Genomic DNA, 19,263 nt, shown 5'->3' on the forward strand with positions numbered 1-19,263 from the left:
CTGATACAGATTACTTCACTTCGCTAAAGTAGGGTTTAATCTTTTAAATGTGCTTTTAAAAATTGGCCTGTATAAGAATCTTTACAATGAATAAGTTCTTCAGGAAGTCCCGCAAAGACTAGCTTTCCACCTTTATTACCGCCCTCAGGACCAATATCGATGACCCAATCTGCCGATTTGATCATATCCATATTATGCTCAATCACCAAGATACTGTTTCCTAGGGCAATCAGTGCATCAAATGATTTCAATAGCTTCTTAATATCCTGAAAGTGTAAGCCTGTCGTTGGTTCATCAAAGATAAAAAGTGTCTTCTTGCTGTTATTTCCCTTAATGAGGAAGGAGGCCAGTTTAATCCGCTGTGCTTCACCGCCAGACAATGTACTTGACGATTGCCCGAGTTTAACGTAGCCTAGTCCAACGTCCTGTAAAGGTTGCAATTTCGCCAATATTTTAGGCTGGTCTGCAAAGAATACGATCGCTTCATCAACACTCAGCTCAAGGACATCTGCTACCGACTTGTTCTTATAAAGTACATCAAGCACAAATTGTTTAAATCGTTTGCCCCCACATGCCTCACATGGCAAAACGATATCGGCCATAAATTGCATTTCAATTTTAACTTCACCTTCACCCTGACAGACATCACAACGTCCACCTTCAACATTAAATGAAAATGCCGCAGGTTTCAGTCCAGCAGCTTTAGCTGGTGCCTGGTTGGCATATAAGGCCCTGATTTCATCCCAGGCTTTCACGTAAGTCACCGGGTTGGATCGCGAAGAACGACCGATCGGGTTTTGATCGACCATTTCAACTTGTTCGATCTGGGTAATATCCCCCTCGATCGCATCATAGACCCCAGTCTGTTCACCGGAGTAATTGCCTATCGACTTCTGCAATGCTGGGTACAGGATACGTTTAACCAATGAGGTCTTGCCTGATCCCGAAACACCCGTTACCACAGTAAATGTATTCAATGGAAATTGTACATCAATCCCTTTGAGGTTATTCTCATGTGCTCCTTTAATGGTCACACTATTGGACCATGGGCGGCGTTTTTTGGGTACCTCAATCTGGCTTTTGCCACTGAGGTATTGACCAGTAAGACTTTTTGTATCTTTCAGAATCTGCTGATATGTACCTGCGAAGACCATTTCGCCGCCATTGATCCCGGCTTCCGGTCCGATATCGATCAGGTAATCAGCGGCCTCCATCATCTCCTGCTCATGCTCGACCACCACAACCGTATTACCGACATCGCGCAGGGATTTCAGCACAGAAATCAGACGCTGTGTATCACGTGGATGAAGTCCAATACTTGGCTCGTCCAACACATAGATAGAACCTACGAGTGAACTTCCTAATGACGTTGCCAGATTGATCCGCTGTGATTCCCCTCCGGAAAGGGTATTCGATAGCCGGTTCAAGGTCAGGTAACTTAATCCAACATCGCACAAAAATTGCAATCTATTATTAATTTCAGCAAGAAGTCTTTTGGCAATGACCAGTTCATTACCCACCAGCGGTAAAGTTGTAAAGAATTCCAAGGCTTCTTCAAGCGGCATCAAAACGATATCGGTGATAGACTTGCCCCCTACTTTCACGTAAGTAGCATCTTTACGTAGTCTGGTTCCGCGGCAGTCCGGGCAATCTGTCTTCCCACGATAGCGAGACAACATCACACGGTATTGAATTTTATAAGTCTGCTCTTCAAGCTCTTGGAAGAACTGTGTCAGGCCAGCAAAATATTTATTTCCCGTCCACAGCAGCTCTTTCTGTTCCGTGGTCAGATCCATGTATGCACGATGTATTGGAAAATCAAATTTCAGGGAACTTTTAACAAGCACCTGTAACCACTCGCCCATTTTCTCCCCTCGCCAAGGTGCAATTGCGCCATCGTAGACCGAACGGCTTTTGTCTGGAATAACAAGATCAGGGTCAATACCGATGATCTTGCCATAACCTTCACATCGGCGACAGGCACCATAAGGATTATTAAAACTGAAGAAATTTGGTGTAGGTTCTTCAAATGTTATTCCATCAAGTTCAAATTTATGGGAGAAATGATGTCTTTGACCATTTTCTTCCATATAGAGCTCCCCCTTACCTTCGAAAAAACCTGTTTGGACAGAGTCGGAAAGTCGATTGACTGTGTCATCGTCCTGTTCAATGCGAACCCGGTCAACCACAATAAGCACTTCACCATCCTGGAGGTCTTTATTGGCAACGGCCTTATCATCGATAATTGTTTCGATTTTCTGCATGCTATCGCCATAGACGACACGCACAAAACCTTTCTGCAACAAGAGAGACAGCTCTTCCTTGAGTTTACGTCCATGAGAAGGAATAAGTGGCGCGAGAAGCGTCAACGTTGTCCCCTCTTCCAAATTCAACGCAAAATCCACCACTGAACTCACACTGTCTTTGGTCACCTCGCGACCAGATACAGGAGAAATTGTCTTTCCGATTCGGGCATATAACAATTTCAGATAATCATAGATCTCGGTGGATGTTCCTACCGTCGAACGGGGGTTGGAAGTAATAACACGTTGCTCAATGGCAATCGCGGGAGCAATACCTTTGATGTAATCCACCTCTGGTTTATTCATCCGTCCCATAAATTGTCTTGCGTACGAAGAGAGACTTTCGACATAACGTCGCTGTCCTTCGGCATAGAGCGTATCAAAAGCTAAGGAGGATTTTCCTGAGCCCGACATTCCAGTGATAACAACTAATTTATTTTTAGGGATATCAACGTCAATATTTTTTAAGTTATTAACTCTTGCTCCCTTTATCTGAATATATTCTTTTGGAGTGTGCTCCACCTGTTTACTCATAATAATCCTTATCTCACACAAAGTTACGTATTCTTGGCTGATTATATTCCTGCGAATTAAAAAGCAATTCGCTTTTCTATCACCTGAATTTCATAAAAAGAGGAACTGTTCCAAAGTCGGCAAAATTTTGATGAAAGGCTTCATACACGGCAAACAAGCAAATCTACGACCAGCTATAAATTGAAATACATCAGCCAATTTAGTTTCCCAAACAATTATTTTTTAATATTTTGCGATTTACGATTAATCCTTCCAAAAACAATACAGTCCTATAGGTGTTATATCTGTTATAAGCGTGTAGCATTTTTCGCAGATAGCGCGTTTAAAAAACAATTAAAAATAAGAAAATGAGGTATTCGAGTTTACAACACATACAAAACCGGAATATTTCATGGCCATTAAAATTAAATAATTGCATATATGAAAAAAAATGTATTTCAAGTAATGATGCTATTGATGATCGCATTAGTATCCTCAACAACTATTAGTAGAGCACAAATGGTTATCGACAAAATTGACTTAGGCATTTTTCCTAGCCCAGAAAAAGGGTATAAAAAAATGGTGATTGAAGTTCCCTATTCAGAAAGTGATAAAAACAAAAAAATAGAGTTTTCGGTGGGAAAATGGATGGAAGTAGACGGATGTAATACTTTTAATTTATCGGGCACTTTAGAGAAGAAGGATCTTCAAGGCTGGGGTTATGACTATTATGTATTCAAAACAAATGGCAATGTCGCCAGCACCATGATGGCTTGCCCAAACAAAGAAAAAAGAAACCTTTTTGTTTCAGCACAACCTGAGACTGTGCGTTACAATGGCAGAATGCCGATTGTGATTTATGTACCTGAAGCTTATGATGTGCAATTCAAAATCTACACAACTGACGGCGACACCTATCGTGCTGCAGAGGTAAGAACAAAAAAGTAAACCACTACAGCTATTTGGTGAACAAATATCCATGCAATAAAAAAAGCCCTCGAACAATGTTCGGGGGCTTTTCTTTTATCGCGTTTCGCTATTGACTATTGAAATTTCTTCGCGTTTACTTTACGCTCGTTTTCAGTCAAATAGATTTTACGTAGACGCATTGATTGTGGTGTCACCTCGATATACTCGTCAGCTTGAATATACTCCATACATTCTTCCAATGAGAATTTGATTGCCGGTGCAATACGTGTGTTATCATCAGAACCAGAAGCACGCATATTTGTCAACTGTTTTCCTTTAGTAACGTTGATCGTTAAATCATTATCACGGATGTGTTCACCTAAAATTTGTCCTTCGTATACATCCACACCTGGATCTACGAAGAAACGACCACGGTCTTGTAATTTATCAATGGAGTACGCAGTTGTTGAACCCGTATCCAAAGAGATCAATACACCTGCCAAACGACCAGGAATTGTACCTTTCCAAGGCTCGTAACCTTTCAAACGGTGCGCCATAACAGCTTCACCAGCTGTTGCTGTCAACACGTTGTTACGTAAACCGATGATACCACGAGAAGGAATAGAGAACTCAAGATGTTGCATATCTCCTCTAGCTTCCATAATCAACAATTCACCTTTACGTTGTGTAACCAACTCAATTACTTTTCCTGACACATCAGAAGGTACGTCAACAACAAGTTCTTCGATAGGTTCACATTTTTGACCATCGATTTCTTTGATGATAACTTGTGGCTGGCCTACTTGCAATTCATAACCCTCACGACGCATTGTTTCGATCAATACAGACAAGTGAAGGATACCACGTCCGTATACCAACCAAGCATCTGGAGATTCAGTAGGAACTACGCGTAGTGCCAAGTTTTTCTCCAACTCTTTTTGCAAACGATCGTAGATATTACGTGATGTTACCAATTTACCTTCTTTACCGAAGAAAGGCGAGTTATTGATGGTGAACAACATGTTCATTGTTGGTTCATCAATGCTGATAACTTCCAATTGCTCTGGATTTTCGAAATCTGCGATTGTATCACCGATATCGAAACCTTCGATACCTACTACAGCACAGATATCACCTGCATGTACTTCAGATACTTTGATACGGCCCAGACCTTCAAATACCTGTAGCTCTTTAACTCTTGATTTTACAACTTTTCCGTCGCGTTTCACCAAAGAAACAGGTTGGTTTTCTTTGATTGTACCACGAGCAACACGACCGATAGCGATACGTCCTACGAAAGTTGAGTAATCCAACGATGTTACCTGCATTTGTAAAGTACCTTCAGATACTTCTGGTGCAGGGATATATTTGATGATAGCTTCCAATAAGTCAGTGAAGTCTTCAGTACGATTTTTCCAATCGGTAGACATCCATCCTTGTTTTGAAGAACCGTACAATACTGGGAAATCCAATTGCTCTTCAGTAGCGCCCAAGTTGAAGAATAAGTCAAAAACATGTTCGTAAACTTCGTCAGGACGACAGTTTTCTTTATCGACTTTATTGACAACAACGATCGGTTTGATACCTAAACCTAAAGCTTTACCTGTAACGAAACGTGTTTGAGGCATTGGGCCTTCAAAAGCATCTACCAATAGTACTACACCATCGGCCATCTTCAATACACGTTCAACCTCACCACCGAAATCGGCGTGACCTGGTGTATCGATGATGTTGATTTTAACACCTTTATATGTTACTGATACGTTCTTAGATACAATAGTGATCCCGCGTTCACGCTCTAAATCATTATTGTCTAGGATTAATTCACCAGCATTTTCATTTTCTCTGAATTGATTGGTAAAATATAAAATTTTGTCTACAAGCGTAGTTTTACCGTGGTCGACGTGAGCGATGATCGCAATGTTTCTAATGTTTTGCATTGAGCAAGAATATTTTTATAAAATTTTAGGGTGCAAAGATAAACATTTTGCACCATAAAATTTATAACTATGTGTATTTTATTTAATTACACCTAATTCTTTACCTACTTTGGTAAAGGCGGCGATTGCTTTATCCAGGTGAGCAACTTCATGTCCTGCCGAAATCTGCACACGGATACGAGCTTTTCCCTGAGGTACAACAGGATAGTAAAAGCCTATCACATAAATTCCCTCGTCCAACATCTTGGATGCGAACTCCTGCGCTAATTTCGCGTCATACAGCATTACAGGCACGATTGGATGGAAACCTGGTTTGATATCAAATCCAGCAGCCGTCATTTTTTCACGGAAATAAGTTGTATTTGACTCCAATTTATCGCGCAATGCAGTTGTCTCGCTCAGCATGTCCAAGACCGCAACAGAAGCTCCGGCAATTGCTGGTGCTAGGGTATTCGAAAATAAATAAGGACGTGAACGCTGACGTAACAAATCGATGATTTCTTTTTTACCGGAAGTAAAACCACCAGAAGCACCACCTAGCGCCTTACCCAAAGTCCCTGTAATGATATCTACACGATCAATTACATTGAAAAGCTCGTGTGTACCACGTCCAGTTGCACCGATAAATCCTGTACAATGCGATTCATCGATCATCACTAACGCCTGGTATTTATCGGCTAGATCACAGATCTGGTCCAATGGAGCTACAGATCCATCCATCGAAAATGCTCCATCTGTAACAATGATTTTATGTCGAGCACCGGATGCGGCCTGCAATTGCGCTTCCAGATCAGCCATATCCGCATTTTTATAACGGAAACGTTGTGCTTTACATAAACGAACACCGTCTATGATAGAAGCATGATTTAATTCGTCTGAAATGATGGCATCTTCGGCACCAAATAATGGTTCAAACACACCACCATTAGCGTCGAATGCTGCCGCATATAAAATAGTATCTTCAGTTCCAAGGAACGTAGAAATTTTTGCTTCTAATTCTTTATGCACATCTTGGGTACCACAGATGAAACGGACGGAAGACATTCCATAACCGTGTGTATCAATCGCTTTCTTAGCAGCTTCGATTACTTTTGGGTGCGAAGACAGTCCCAAATAATTGTTAGCACAAAAATTGACAACTTCCTGTCCTGTGCTTACTTTGATGTCTGCTCCTTGTGGAGTAACGATCACCCGCTCTTGTTTATACAATCCCGCTTCTTTGATTGCTTCCAATTCCTTTTCTAAAACTGGTTGTAATGTATTGTACATAATTCGATTTTATTTTTTTATACAATATTACAGTTTTTTCATTGGAATAAGTTGCTTTGCTTTTCGAGAAAAGGGCTATTCACGGAGAATTCACCCCAAATCAATGATTTGGTAACATTAAACCGATTGCATAAAATTCCTTTTTTCAATCGATCTACTTTTTCCTTTTGCTTTAATAGCGAGCAACTGGGCGACAAGCCCCAGATATCTTCGTCCTGCAAGCAGGGTGCATGAGCAATCTCTCAATGGTAAATCCACTTAAAAAAGGTGGACTCAACGTGGACTCAAGGTGGACTCATTGTGCTTGCAGTCCGAAGTTGGTATAACCTTATCTCAACTTTGGTCTCTCGCATTTTAGACGAAAAGCGCCTGAATTTTAATAGCAGATAGGAGCGAAAGCTAGCGGATTTAAGCTATCGCATAAGAAAAGGTCTTATCTATAAGAATTTCATGAAAACAGAGCGGTAGGCGCCCCTATGTGAATTACTCGTAACGAAGTGCGTCGACTGGATCCAATTTAGATGCTTTTGAGGCCGGGTAATAGCCCGATAACATACCGACGAGTCCACATACCGCGAAACCTAAAATAATCGCTCCCCAAGGTATAATAAAGGATGTGCCGAGCTGCAGCGCCAGAATATTACCAATCAAAATGCCTATAAAGATCCCGGCGACACCTCCAATCATACAGATCACAATTGCTTCCATCAGAAATTGTTTACGTATAACACTCGGTGTTGCACCGATTGCCTTACGAATACCGATCTCTCGTGTACGTTCAGTGACCGAAACTAACATGATGTTCATCAATCCGATTGAAGCTCCCACAAGGGTTATAAAAGCAATCACGACCGCTCCCAAAGTAACCATAGCCATATTTTGCATCAGCATCTGGGCAACCGCATCTGATTTGGTGATTTCAAAATCATTTGACTGCCGTGATGCCAATCCGCGAATATTCCGAAATACGATTGTAGCTTCGCCGATTGCGGCTTCCAATCGCATGGGGTCATTGGAAGAAACAGTGATCACATAGGAAGGCTCGGTACCCTGCATCACTGCCCGGGCCTTGATCAGGGGAATAAAGCAGGCTCTGTCCCCGCCCATCCCGGCAGAGGAACCTTTACTTTTTAAGACTCCTATCACCAAATAGCGGATATTGTTAACAGTAATAAACTGTCCTATTGGATCAATAATTTCGTTGAATAGCATTTTACTCACTTCACTACCGATGATGATCACGCCACTACCTGTTTCAACCTCCCGCGTAGAAAAATTACGGCCTTCGCTGACAACATACCCTGATGTCTGCAGATAATTTTCATCTGTCCCGATCAGGCCGATATTGGGGTTTGTCTTTTTGGATTGATATTTTGCGGTCGTATTCCAACTCACATTGGCACTGATTGATGTCAATGCATTAAAGTGAAAATCCTGTCTAAATCTTGCAGACTGTGCGTAGGTAATATTAGCAAAGACTTTTGAGCGAGTCCCTTCATTACCGATCCGAACATTCAATCCCCTGTTGCGTATGTTGAAGGAATTTGATCCCATCGATGAAAAGGAATCAGTCAGCGAGTTTTTCATGGCATCAATTGAGGTCAATACCCCTATTAATGCCATCATCCCTATGGCAATGATCAGTGCTGTTAAAAATGTCCGCAGCTTATTCCCTACAATGGACTGCAGTGCAAGCTTGACATTTTCAACATAAGACATTTTTACGGCCATAGAGCTGGTATTTATAATTTGTAGGGATGAAAATACTGTAATTCCAGCACAAAACCAAAAAGGCAATTTACTTCCTAGAAATAAATTGCCTTTTTGGTGGAATCTGACCTATCCATGCAAGCGGACTATGCTAGTCTCACGGCCATTTTCTATCTTAATTAATTCTTTTCCATGTCTCGGTGCGCCCAAGCAAGCTCACACCCACATAACCTCTGATATCAAGCTTATCGCCTTTTAAGGTCATCTTGCAGCTATACGTTTTGCCCGACTTCGGATCATAGATCTTTCCGTCAACATACGTATTGCCATCTTTATCAAAATTGGTCAGGATTTCGAGCCCTTGTACATTTCTACTCTGCAGTGCTTTATCTGGATTTTTTATATCTTTCTTCGGCTGACCGGCTTCATTATTTGGAAATTTCAGCCAATAGAGCTTACCAAAAAACTTATCGCCTTTCTTGTAAATTTCAACGCGGCCTTCACCGCTTGGGTTTTCCCACTTTCCGATGATGGGATCTGTTTGCGCAAATAATGCTACTGTAGTCAGCAGCATTATGAATGACATCATAATTTTCTTCATGGGTCTATTATTTTATGAACTTAATTCTCTCAATTTCCACGCTATTGTTAATATGATCGCTTTTAAACCACCCAAGTACTCCTATCAACCCTTTTCCGTCATCAGCAATCGCCCTACTTAACGAGTATAATGATTGACCACCAAATAACAACAGCATCATAGCTTCTGAATAAATATACAAAATATTTACTATGCTTGCATATATTTTTATTTCTAAAACTGCTCATCGCCAATCAGACGGCCCGCATTGATCCACGCTAACGGCCCATCTATGCCCGTTTCTCCAGAATACTTAAATTCATAATCTAAACAAAGTTTGGCATCGGGTTTGCACGATAGTTATTATATTATTACTTTATTTACTCTTTATAAATTAGCACATATTATGAAATTTATTATTAGTCTTTTACTTACTGGTGTAGTCGTCGCAATAGCGTGTTGGATTGTTCCCGGCGCTCATGTTGCTGGATTCGGTTGGGCTATCGTTACAGGACTCGTCATTGGATTTGTCAATGCGACTGTGGGATCGATTTTAAGGTTATTTACGTTCCCGTTGAATTGGCTTACCCTCGGCCTGGTTTCCTTTATTATTACTGTATTGATGGTCTTGTTATCAGACTCGCTACTCGGCTCCAAATTTGATGTCGATGGATTCTGGACTGCCGCACTGTTTGCCATTGTCGTTGCCATATTGGAAATGATTATTGGCAGTACTTCGAAAGATTAAAAATACATTCATCAAATAGCAGCGGGCGTCCACATCAATACATGTGGACGCCTTTTCATTACTCAACGATTTTCCCCTTCCTTGCTGACATCATCTTTCCTTGCTGACATCATCTGTCGTTTGAAAAACAGCTTGTTTACTGTTCCAATTCCTTTAAAATAATCGTCTAAAATAATTGTCCTTCAGGGTGAGTTTATCCTCATTTCCCTCGCTTTTTACAGCAGAATTCGCTAAATTTAATTCTTTAAAAGAACCGCTGATATATGTGCGAACACAACCACGAGCATAGCCATGACACACAGGAGCACGGCCTTCCAACAAAAGACCGTCCTTGGTGGATTACCCAAAGCAAGCTCCTCATGGCCCTTGTCATTCTACTTACTTTACTCCTATTGAAATATGCTTTTAAGATCAGCCTACCCTTTGGCATCAACTTGACCTTAAATAGCATTGCCTATCTTCTTTCCGGAATCCCCGTTATTCAAATGGCATTGCGCAAGGCAAGCCGTGGCGATATTTTCAATGAGTTCTTTTTGATGACCGTTGCGACCTTGGGAGCTTTTGCCATTGGAGAATTTGAAGAGGGCGTCGCGGTAATGGTGTTCTATCAAATCGGAGAATGGTTTCAGGATACTGCCGTCGACAATGCCAAGAAATCAATCAAATCCTTATTGGATATCCGCCCAGACACAGTAACGGTCATACGCAATGGGCAACAAGCGCAGGTAAATCCAAAAACTGTCACAATTGGCGAGACTATCCTTGTGAAAGCAGGAGAAAAAGTGGCTCTGGATGGTACATTGAAAACGGAAAAAGCGGCATTTAACACTGCTGCTTTGACTGGGGAGAGTAAACCCGATACAAAATATTCCGGTGATGCTATCTTTGCAGGTATGATCAATTTGGAAACAGTTGTTCAAATCGAGGTATCCAGCGTATTTGAAGATAGCAAATTGAGCAAAATTCTGGAAATGGTTCAGGACGCCACTGCACGTAAATCCAAAACACAATTGTTTATCGCCAGATTTGCTAAGATATATGTTCCTATTATTTTCGGCCTTGCGCTTTTGGTCCTTATTTTACCCCTATTTTTTGTTCATGACTATAGTTTTAAGGACTGGTTCTACCGGAGTTTAGTCTTTCTGGTGATCAGCTGTCCCTGCGCCCTGGTCGTTTCTATTCCCCTGGGTTATTTTGGCGGCATAGGCTTAGCTTCCCGAAATGGTATATTATTTAAGGGCGGCAACTTCCTCGATGCCATCACTTCAGTCGATACCGTTGTCATGGATAAAACGGGCACGCTTACAGCCGGTGTCTTTGAGGTAACTGAAGTTTTTGCCGTCAATGGAGATCCAGAGGAATTACTGAACTATGCGAAAGCCATTGAGGCACATTCAACACACCCCATTGCGAAGGCGATCGCCAGTTATCATCCCGGCACTGCCGCATTTCAGGCTGAGAAAATCCAGGAAATAGCAGGCCACGGACTTTTCGCCACTGTTAACGGAAAGCCCACACTCGCGGGCAACAGCAAATTAATGGACAAATTCGATATTAGCTATCCGGCAGATCTAAGGCAAATGGCATACTCCGTTGTATTACTCGCCATCGAAGGTCAATATGCGGGTTATATTACTGTTGCGGATCGAATTAAACCAGATGCCAGGGAAGTGATCCAAGCCATGCATGCTCAAGGTTTGTATACAGTCATGTTATCTGGAGATAAAACAGCGGTAGTAGATGAAGTCGCCAAAGAACTTGGACTCGACAAAGCCTATGGCGATCTTCTTCCTGAGGATAAAGTAAGCCATGTACAGCAGCTGATTGATCAAGGACGCCGCGTTGCCTTTGCCGGCGATGGCGTAAATGACGCCCCTGTAGTTGCCTTAGCACATGTAGGTATTGCTATGGGTGGACTGGGAGCTGATGCAACTATTGAAACTGCTGATGTTGTGATCCAAAACGATGAGCCACACAAGATTTTGTCGGCCATAAAAATTGGAAAAATAACCCGAAGTATTGTCTGGCAAAATGTCATCTTGGCGATGGGAATAAAAATCATTGTTTTGATCCTAGGCGCCGGAGGCATTGCAACACTATGGGAAGCAGTCATTGCCGATGTGGGGGTAGCTCTTCTGGCGATTTTAAATGCCATTCGGATCCAGCATAAAAAAGTTTAAAAACTGAGCGATCATGTAATGCCATAAAAAAGCACTGCCCCCAAAAAGTTAGATACTTTCTGAGGGCAGTCCTGTTGTATAAAGGATCTCTTTTAGATCCTAGTTAGAAATTTAATCCCGCCAAGCTTTATATGCATTGATCAATCCATTGGTAGAAGAGTCATGACTCGTAACCGTATTGGCGTCACTTAATTCCGGAAGGATTTGATTGGCCAATTGTTTACCTAGCTCCACCCCCCATTGATCAAAACTATAAATATTCCAGATCACACCCTGCACAAAAATCTTATGCTCATAAAATGCGATAAGTCGTCCTAAAGTACGTGGCGTCATTATTTTGAACAGGATGGAATTCGTTGGGCGATTGCCTTCAAAGACTTTATAGGCTTTAAGCGCTTCTATTTCTTGGTCCGATTTGCCTGCTTTCTTGAATTCGGCAACTACTTCTTCCTCCGTTTTGCCATTCATCAAAGCCTCCGTCTGTGCAAAAAAGTTAGACAATAGCAATTGGTGGTGGTTTCCGATCGGATTAAGGCTATTGGCAGGCGCAATGAAATCACACGGAATCAATTTGGTTCCCTGGTGAATCAACTGATAGAAGGCATGCTGCCCGTTCGTACCAGGTTCACCCCATATAATCGGTCCAGTCTGATAATCCACCTGTTGGCCATTACGGTCAACATATTTGCCGTTACTCTCCATATCCCCTTGTTGGAAATATGCAGCAAAACGGTGTAGATATTGATCGTAAGGGAGAATTGCATGGCTTTCGGCTTTGAAAAAATTATTGTACCATACACCAAGCAAAGCCAATATCACGGGAATATTGGATTCGAAAGAAGTTTCCTTAAAATGAACGTCCGCATCGTAGGCACCTTTCAAAAGTTCCTCGAAATTATCAAAGCCTATTGCCAAGCTAATTGAAAGACCTATAGCAGACCACAGGGAATAACGTCCTCCTACCCAGTCCCAAAACTCAAACATATTTTGAGTATCTATTCCAAAAGCACGTACTGCCTCTGTATTCGTGCTCAATGCTGCAAAATGCTTAGCGACATCCTCCTGAAGGGCTCCGCTCGCCAAAAACCAGTCTTTAGCTGTATGCGCATTGGCCATCGTTTCCTGCGTTGTGAAAGTTTTTGAAGCAATCAGAAACAAGGTTGTTTCAGGATCCACAGCTTTCAATGTTTCAGCAATGTGTGTACCGTCTACGTTGGAAACAAAATGTACATTTAAGCGCGTTTTATATGCTTTTAAGGCTTCTGTTACCATCACAGGACCTAGATCTGAACCACCGATACCGATATTAACCACATCTGTAATTTCTTTACCCGTATATCCTTTCCACTGACCAGATATAATCTTTTCCGTGAAGGCTTTCATTTGTGCCAGCACGCGTTTAACATCAGGCATAACATCCTTTCCATCCACATAAACGGGCTGATCGGATTGATTTCGCAAAGCGGTGTGTAACACCGGTCTATTTTCGGTCGCGTTGATGCGCTCACCCGAGAACATCGCTGCTATCGCATCAGCAAGGCCACATTCTTTAGCCAACTGGACCAAGAGCGCTTTTGTTTCTTCGGTAATCCGATTTTTGGAGTAATCCAAAAGTATATCTTCGAAAGCGATCGAGAACTTCTCAAAACGTGCGGGATCTGCGGCAAAAAGTGCGCGTAGATCATTTTTTTCGCTATTGTTGGATAGACCTGATAAAGAACCAAAATGCTGCGCTAGATTCTTATAGGCCTCAGTCTTTGTAAAATTAATTTTTGGGAACATACTGTTTTTACTGAAATTATTTGTTTTAAACATCAATAAGAGCCTTCAGTATTTCATTGTTACACATTGTGTAGATCCTTAAATGAAGGTTTATTCCGTTGACAATACCAAAACTAAAAAAAAAAGGTCAAATTATCCCTATTGGGCAATCTATATTGGGCGCGAAGTTATTCGATAGAAGCACGAATTTATTAATTAAAATTTCTACTTTAGCGGATATGACAAAAGAACAAATTCAAGACTTGAGGGATCGTGTTACTTCCCTGAGGAGGCATCTTTGACATCGATGCACGCAAAGAAGAAATAGAAAGAGATCAAGCTATTACGCTTGAAGCAAGCTTTTGGGATGATTCCAAAACTGCAGAAAAAATACTCTTGGCCATAAAAAACCAAAAGGTATGGACAGACCACTTCGATGAAGTTGCAGCGGCGGTTGAAGACGCATATGTCATGTATGAATTCTTCCAATCTGGCGACGCGAGTGATAAGGAAGTGGATGACCAATATAAACTAGCTTTAGCGCAAGTCGAGGAACTCGAATTCAAAAACATGCTTAGCGCCGAAGAAGATCAGCTGGATGCAATTTTACAGATTACAGCTGGTGCCGGCGGGACTGAAAGTTGTGACTGGGCTGCCATGCTGATGCGTATGTATATTATGTGGGGCGAGAAAAATGGGTATAAAGTGACCGAACAAGATTCGCAGGAAGGTGATGTTGCAGGCATTAAGAGTGTAACCTTACAGATATCAGGCGATTTTGCTTATGGTTACCTTAAGGGAGAAAACGGTGTACACAGGCTTGTTCGGATTTCTCCGTTTGATTCCAATGCAAAACGCCATACTTCCTTCGCGTCTGTTTATGTCTACCCCTTGATTGATGATAATATTGAGATTGATGTTAAGGATTCGGAAATCGAGTGGGACACGTTCCGCTCAGGTGGTGCAGGTGGCCAGAACGTAAATAAGGTGGAAACAGCTGTTCGATTACATCACAAACCTACTGGCATTATTATTAAAAATCAGGAATCCAGATCGCAATTACAAAACAAAGAAAATGCGATGCGCTTATTGAAATCACAGTTATATGAGATTGAAATGCGTAAACGCCAGGAAGCTACCGCTGCTATTGAAGGAAACAAAAAGAAAATAGAATGGGGATCCCAAATTCGAAATTATGTCCTACATCCTTACAAGTTAATTAAAGATTTACGGACCAATTACGAAACATCCAATACACAAGCTGTGCTGGATGGTGATCTAAATGATTTTCTAAAAAATTATCTAATGGAATTTGGCGGATAAAGACGATTTCGAAACTTGATGATATTGGAGACGCTCTCTTTTGGGAGCGTCTTTTTTTTGCGCTATCTTTTGTTTTTTTTATTTGACTTAAGCAGAATTTCTTCAGCCCACCCATTGCCCCCTTTCCTACACAGTTTGTCACAAAAATTGTCAATTTCTCTTAACAATCTGCAGGCAAATGTTAAAAAACCTTAAAAGTCTACTGCCCATATCGTTATTATATTTTAATCGATTTTTATTACAAAATAAAATTAAAACACTGAAAAAGAACAACTTACTTAATGCTATTTTGTATCAAGAACGTTACAATTTAAACAGTCGGATCATTTTTGGCACAAAATAAAGGCATGTGTTTTGCGTTTATGGAATCGTAATATTTTCATTACAAATGATACCGATTGCGGTATCGATTAAATATAGAATGAACGAATGTATATCTAAAATAGAACGGTTATGAATTACATGAAAGAAAACTCGATCGTATCCAAGCAGATGACCAAACAATGGAAGCCTGCTGTATATGATGTAAATGCAGGAGAAAAGCGATCTGATAATACAGTGAGCAAAAACGAGGAAAGCAACTTTGGTCCAAAAGAATATGGTATTTTTGGAGCGACTTTTTTTATATTATTTGCGTCAGTTTTTGGCGTATACATGCTTCAGCCTGATTTTGATGCATTACGTTTCCAACGTTTGGACAGCATCGGCGGAACATTTCTGATCGTCTTAGGTATATTTTTAGCTGCTATCGCTGTCAGCTTTTTGATTTTTTTGATTGTACTGCACCGTAAATATAAACCCATTGCTTCTGTATCGGACGATGAGCTGCCTACTTGTACGATTATTGTTCCGGCTTATAATGAAGGACAGTTAGTCTATGATACCTTACATAGTTTGGTCAGCAGCGATTATCCGGAGAAGAAACTTCAGATCATTGCCATTGACGACGGTAGCAAGGACAATACCTTTGCCTGGATACAACGTGCCAAAATGGAATTGGGCGATCGTGTTGAAATTTATCAACAGCCCAAGAATATGGGTAAGAGACATGCTTTATACCGTGGATTTAAGTTAGGTACCGGAGAAATCTTTATTACGGTTGATAGTGATTCTATTGTTAAAAAGGATACTATACGTAATATGGCGAGTCCTTTTGTAACAAACAAGGAGTGTGGAGCAGTTGCGGGCAACGTGCGCGTATTGAATAATAAAAAAGCGATTATACCTCGTATGTTGAACGTTAGCTTCGTATTCAGCTTTGAGTTTGTGCGTTCTGCGCAAAGTATGTTGGGTACGGTCATGTGTACACCAGGAGCCTTGTCCGGCTATCGTAAAGAGGCTGTCATGAACTGTTTGGAGGATTGGATCAACCAGACTTTTATGGGGCAACCGTCTGATATCGGTGAAGATCGTGCGATGACCAATATGATCCTAAAACAAGGTTATCATGTGTTATTTCAATCCAATGCATACGTTTATACCGACACGCCGGTCCGTTACAAAAATCTGTACAAGATGTTTATCCGTTGGGAACGAAGCAACGTGCGCGAAAACATTGCGATGAGTCAATTTGCATTTAAGAATTTCCGTCAAGGACCTAAATGGGGAGCACGTATCTTATTGCTTATGCAATGGAAAAAAGTATTATTGTCTTATCCAATGATGTTATTGATGCTGTGGACAGTATTTCATTATCCATTGATGTTCTTAAGCTCAACGTTGGTCGGTATCTTAATATTTTCCAGCATTCAGGCCTATTTCTTTGCTTCGAAAAACTCCGACGCCAAAGAAGCTTTTTGGGCTTATAGTTACAGTATATTTTATGCTTTCAGCTTATTCTGGATTACACCGTATGCTATAGCGACAGCTGGACGCAGAGGTTGGTTGACAAGGGGTTAAATCATAAGACCACACGGCGGTTTTTCTGTTACTTTCTATGATCTGCAACAGGAAAACCGTCGTTTTTTTATATTAAAAATCCAATGCAATCGTTTGATTAAAAAAAACATTATCATATTTTTTGTTTTTAATACTAACTTAACACCACAATTATAAATTTGGCCTAAATTAAACTAAGGGAGTACACAAATTGCGGTAATTATGGAACAGTTAGATGACACCGTGCTATTCGTTGGGATTCAAGCCAATGACCGTCATGCTTTTTCGGAATTAGTCAATCGCTATTCTGCTATACTTTTTCGATTTATACAGCGCCGTATTTCCTGTGTTGAAGACTGTGAAGATATCCTGCAGGAGGTATTTGTCGCCCTTTGGAACAATAGACACAAAATAAACATTGAGTCCTCCCTCTATCCGTATCTTTTTAAAACAGCCAAGTACAAAATCATTGACTGGACTATTCATGAACAAAGGAAAGTTGTCCGTGCTGAAAACCTCTCCAAGACCTTTCAAACACAAACTTTAACCACCACATCTGAAGAAGAGCTATTGGCAAAGGAACTCGCTGTACTTATCGAGCAAGAAATTGACAAGATGCCTTCAACAATGCGATCTGCTTTCTCGCTTAGCAGAAAAGAATCCATGTCTATTAAAGATATCGCCACGGAACTTGCACTATCAGAACAAACCGTAAAAAACAATATCTCCCTGGCTTTAGGCTGGCTCAAGCTTCGATTTAAATAATATCCGCTAGACGAACTTGTGTCATGCAGTCTCATTTTTCAATACTTTCTAATTTAAAAACACTGTAATACAATAATTTATATTTTTTTTGATTTTTCTTCGGTACTTCTCTTCGCATAAGGGGATTATAGGTTTGTATGAAGGAACAAGAATCATCAGATCAAGCCAAAGCCTTGCTTAAAAAATACTTGGAAGGCCAATGTACAGCCGCGGAAGAACAACAGGTACTCCGTTGGTTTTATACATTGGACCAATCCGAGAACGAGCTGTCAGTGAACGAAAATCCACCCGACCTGGCATCACGTATCAATGCAAGATTAGATGACCAACTATTTGATGAACCCGTACCGCTCAAACGAATGAGCTGGATACGATCTAAATGGATGGTTGCAGCCACGCTTATCGCCATTCTAGGGTTTAGCTTCTGGTTCTATCAAAAATTGTCCTCGCCAGCACAAATACCGCTTACATTGGCAGCGGAGGTTCGTTCCCACAACAAGACTTTTCACAATGACATCCTTCCAGGAGGGCATTATGCAAAACTTATAACACCGACAGGAAAAGAGCAGCAGCTCGCAGATCCATTTGTCCAACAGCATAATTCAACAACAGCTATAGCCGGGAAAAATTTCCGTGTTGATGTACCCAAGGCCGGTACTTATATGGTCATTTTAGAAGATGGCACAAAAGTATGGCTCAATTCGCTCACGCAGCTTTCTTATCCAACACATTTTGAGGCAGATCAACGTCAAGTTACATTAACGGGAGAAGCTTATTTTAAGGTCGCTAAGGATGCTAGCCGACCTTTCCGCATCCACGCCAACGGTACAACAATCGAAGTATTGGGCACCACATTCAATGTAAATGCGTATCAGAATGAAGTATCCACGTCACTCGTGGAGGGAAGTGTAAAAGTTCTTAAAGAAGGTAAGCAGACCATTATTAAGCCCGGTGAGCAAGCGACAACATTGACGAATGATATTGAGGTCAAAGTAAGTGATCTAGCGAAAAATACAGCATGGCAGCGTGAAGAATTTTATTTCGACGGCAGCAATTTCAACGATATCACGCAGCAAATTGCACGTTGGTATAATGTTGAATTTAAAAATATCGAAGCCATCACTAACGCTTCTACCTACAAAGGCTCCATAAGCAGAAACAGTAAGCTTTCAGAAGTATTGGAGATCCTTGCTTTAGCAACGGGACGAAAATTCGACATCAACGGTCGGAAAGTAATCGTGCAATGAAATTGATTATCTACCTAAAAAATATATCTATGGCATAAACATCGACTTATCGCCTGGCAATAACAAAAGAAGGGGATGTTGACGCATCCCCAGTTAAATCCAAGGCTTATTTTACTGATTACCAACAGAAATTTAAA

At 41.0% G+C, this 19,263-nt stretch carries 13 protein-coding genes; 7 read left to right on the forward strand and 6 right to left on the reverse strand.

What is annotated here, in order from left to right; translation table 11 throughout:
- Positions 1–35 precede the first annotated feature (35 nt).
- Positions 36–2,837, reverse strand: a complete 2,802-nt coding sequence (gene uvrA, locus ACHWSC_RS10845; RefSeq protein WP_394676786.1) for an excinuclease ABC subunit UvrA — start codon at positions 2,835–2,837, stop codon at positions 36–38.
- A gap of 420 nt (positions 2,838–3,257) precedes the next feature.
- Here uvrA and ACHWSC_RS10850 point away from each other — a divergent pair, with 420 nt between their 5' ends.
- Positions 3,258–3,764, forward strand: a complete 507-nt coding sequence (locus ACHWSC_RS10850) for an ecotin family protein (RefSeq protein ID WP_394676787.1) — start codon at positions 3,258–3,260, stop codon at positions 3,762–3,764.
- Between the two features lie 95 nt (positions 3,765–3,859).
- On the opposite strand, the gene typA is transcribed toward ACHWSC_RS10850, so the two are convergent.
- The 4 genes from typA to ACHWSC_RS10870 form a co-directional block, all read right to left on the reverse strand.
- Complete coding sequence (typA, locus tag ACHWSC_RS10855) at positions 3,860–5,665, reverse strand: translational GTPase TypA (protein WP_120335699.1); 1,806 nt, start codon at positions 5,663–5,665, stop codon at positions 3,860–3,862.
- A 78-nt stretch (positions 5,666–5,743) separates the two neighbouring features.
- On the reverse strand, positions 5,744–6,934 hold the full coding sequence (kbl, locus tag ACHWSC_RS10860) for a glycine C-acetyltransferase (RefSeq protein WP_120335698.1): 1,191 nt from the start codon (positions 6,932–6,934) through the stop codon (positions 5,744–5,746).
- A 483-nt stretch (positions 6,935–7,417) separates the two neighbouring features.
- The gene (locus tag ACHWSC_RS10865) at positions 7,418–8,665 is read right to left on the reverse strand and encodes an ABC transporter permease (RefSeq protein ID WP_088159803.1); all 1,248 of its coding nucleotides are present in this window, start codon (positions 8,663–8,665) and stop codon (positions 7,418–7,420) included.
- A 154-nt stretch (positions 8,666–8,819) separates the two neighbouring features.
- Positions 8,820–9,245, reverse strand: a complete 426-nt coding sequence (locus ACHWSC_RS10870; protein WP_046673759.1) for a DUF2147 domain-containing protein — start codon at positions 9,243–9,245, stop codon at positions 8,820–8,822.
- A 385-nt stretch (positions 9,246–9,630) separates the two neighbouring features.
- Here ACHWSC_RS10870 and ACHWSC_RS10875 point away from each other — a divergent pair, with 385 nt between their 5' ends.
- Together ACHWSC_RS10875 and ACHWSC_RS10880 are read left to right on the forward strand one after the other, a co-directional pair.
- Positions 9,631–9,972, forward strand: a complete 342-nt coding sequence (locus ACHWSC_RS10875) for a phage holin family protein (protein WP_075990513.1) — start codon at positions 9,631–9,633, stop codon at positions 9,970–9,972.
- A 263-nt stretch (positions 9,973–10,235) separates the two neighbouring features.
- Entirely contained in the window at positions 10,236–12,152 is a 1,917-nt protein-coding gene (locus ACHWSC_RS10880; RefSeq protein WP_394676788.1) for a heavy metal translocating P-type ATPase, read from the forward strand.
- Between the two features lie 111 nt (positions 12,153–12,263).
- Here ACHWSC_RS10880 and pgi read toward each other — a convergent pair whose 3' ends face one another.
- Positions 12,264–13,934, reverse strand: coding sequence for a glucose-6-phosphate isomerase (pgi, locus tag ACHWSC_RS10885; protein ID WP_394676789.1), 1,671 nt, complete (start codon positions 13,932–13,934; stop codon positions 12,264–12,266).
- Between the two features lie 218 nt (positions 13,935–14,152).
- Here pgi and prfB point away from each other — a divergent pair.
- The 4 genes from prfB to ACHWSC_RS10905 all read left to right on the forward strand — a co-directional run bounded on the left by prfB (position 14,153) and on the right by ACHWSC_RS10905 (position 19,126).
- A protein-coding gene (gene prfB, locus ACHWSC_RS10890) for a peptide chain release factor 2 (protein ID WP_394676790.1) occupies positions 14,153–15,236 on the forward strand; the annotation gives its coding sequence in 2 pieces (ribosomal slippage) (positions 14,153–14,212 and positions 14,214–15,236; 1,083 coding nt in all).
- A gap of 453 nt (positions 15,237–15,689) precedes the next feature.
- A complete protein-coding gene (locus ACHWSC_RS10895) occupies positions 15,690–17,135 on the forward strand; it encodes a glycosyltransferase (RefSeq protein WP_394676791.1) in 1,446 nt (481 codons plus the stop codon).
- Between the two features lie 201 nt (positions 17,136–17,336).
- A complete protein-coding gene (locus tag ACHWSC_RS10900; protein ID WP_201666893.1) occupies positions 17,337–17,879 on the forward strand; it encodes an RNA polymerase sigma factor in 543 nt (180 codons plus the stop codon).
- A gap of 137 nt (positions 17,880–18,016) precedes the next feature.
- Positions 18,017–19,126 (forward strand): FecR family protein, encoded by a 1,110-nt coding sequence (locus tag ACHWSC_RS10905; protein ID WP_394676792.1) that lies wholly within the window; start codon positions 18,017–18,019, stop codon positions 19,124–19,126.
- Positions 19,127–19,263: the final 137 nt, after the last annotated feature.

Source organism: uncultured Sphingobacterium sp. (assembly GCF_964277905.1).
Lineage (GTDB): Bacteria > Bacteroidota > Bacteroidia > Sphingobacteriales > Sphingobacteriaceae > Sphingobacterium > Sphingobacterium siyangense.